This window comes from Metabacillus niabensis, from assembly GCF_902829255.1.
GTDB lineage: Bacteria > Bacillota > Bacilli > Bacillales > Bacillaceae > Metabacillus > Metabacillus niabensis.
The window spans coordinates 1-1,593 of record NZ_CADEPK010000046.1 but is presented as its reverse complement, the minus strand read 5'-3'; the positions used below and the strand labels follow the sequence as shown (position 1 = coordinate 1,593).

Annotated in this window: 3 protein-coding genes; all 3 read right to left on the bottom strand. The window is 34.8% G+C overall.

Going from position 1 to position 1,593, the window contains the following annotated elements:
- Nucleotides 1-34 precede the first annotated feature (34 nt).
- Entirely contained in the window at nucleotides 35-484 is a 450-nt protein-coding gene (sufU, locus tag HU235_RS06605) for a Fe-S cluster assembly sulfur transfer protein SufU (protein WP_174879699.1), read from the bottom strand.
- A 44-nt stretch (nucleotides 485-528) separates the two neighbouring features.
- The gene (locus HU235_RS06600; RefSeq protein WP_174879698.1) at nucleotides 529-915 is read right to left on the bottom strand and encodes a (2Fe-2S) ferredoxin domain-containing protein; all 387 of its coding nucleotides are present in this window, start codon (nucleotides 913-915) and stop codon (nucleotides 529-531) included.
- 84 nt (nucleotides 916-999) lie between these two features.
- On the bottom strand, nucleotides 1,000-1,572 hold the full coding sequence (gene dcd, locus HU235_RS06595; RefSeq protein ID WP_174879697.1) for a dCTP deaminase: 573 nt from the start codon (nucleotides 1,570-1,572) through the stop codon (nucleotides 1,000-1,002).
- Nucleotides 1,573-1,593 lie beyond the last annotated feature (21 nt).

Here is a 1,593-nt window from a genome sequence, read left to right as displayed (position 1 = left end):
GTCCTAAGAATCTATGTGACTGTCCTTAATTTTTCTATTTATTGTAAGATTTGTACTCTGCCTCGTCTCTGAAAACTTTATCTAATGCTTGCCAAGGCATTAAAGCACAATTATGTCTTGCCTTTAATTGATGAACACCTTGTAAAGAGATACTATCCCCTAAATCAATTTTTTCATTTGTGAGCTCTCCAGTTCGAATCAAATCTTCAAAAACATTTCTTAGTAATTTAATTTCCTTTAGTGATTTTTTTTGAATAAGCTCTGTCATCATTGAAGAGGATGCCATACTTATGCTACACCCTTCTCCAAGGAAGGATGCTTTTTTTACTAAATCATGTTCAACTTCAATAAAGAGGGTCATCACATCCCCGCAAGTTGGATTTTTGTAATAAACTTTTAAAATATTCTTACCAGATAATTCTTTAAAATTGCGTTTATGACGATAATGATCTATTATAACCTGACGATAAATATGATCCAGCATGAGAAGTATTCACCTTCTTCCTGATAACCATTATTTTTCTCACATCATTTTGACACTTTTTTTACTTTATCCGGATCTTTACGAATCCCCGTCACAACTTCAGGTGAACGGTCAAACCCGTGATTATTATAAGAATGACTAATTTTCCCTGTATAATCTTTATTATCCAGAAGGGAATCAATAAAGATAGTTACATCCTCAGGCTTTAAGTCCTTATACCAATTTCCTTGTGGATAGTTAATAACGACACACTTATCATGGCATCTACCATTACATCTTGTTCGTGTTGTATGAATCATATCGTCTAAGCCTCTTATAGATATTTCCTTCCGTAACTCCTGGGTCAAGTCTTCAGCTCCAACACGATTACAACTGCTACCGTTACAGATAAGAAGATGATGAATAGTGTTACTTAAATTCCATGTTGCCATATTAAACTCCTCCTCGAGAAAAGTCCTAACGACGAATAATGTAATATCATTTAAAACAAAAAGTGAATTCTTTAAATTTTTGGCTTAATCAAACTCTTTAAATAACTTTGCAGGAAGATGCTGACGGATACATTCTTCATCTTTATGAATACAACTTTGAAATGCTCCGTTTTGTCCAACATACTTGCCGGAATATGGAGGAGCCTCAAGATCAAGCTCAGCAAAGACAAGTTGACAAACCCTCCTTCCGAAAGTTAACTCAATGGGGACTTGATTTGCATTATATAATTCTAGAGTGATATTTCCTTCAAATCCGGGATCTACCCATCCTGCATTTTGAATGAAAAGCCCAAGCCTCCCGATTGAACTTCTTCCCTCTACAAATGCTGTTAGGTTATTTGGGAGCTTAATCCACTCAAGTGTCGTCCCAAGGATAAACCCCTGGGGAGGAATAAGAATTTTATCTTCGTAAAACTCTTTGTACTCAGCAGCTTTTTCTAATGATAGGTATGGAACTGATGTTTCATCAATAGCTAAAAAGTGGTTTCCTAAACGCAAGTCTACAGAAGCAGGTTGAAATTGTGTTTCAGTAATAGGAGTAATTTTTAACTCATTTTCTAATAATCTCCTTTTTATTGATTGATTGGAAAGAATCATTTTCTAAATACCTCCTAGGTT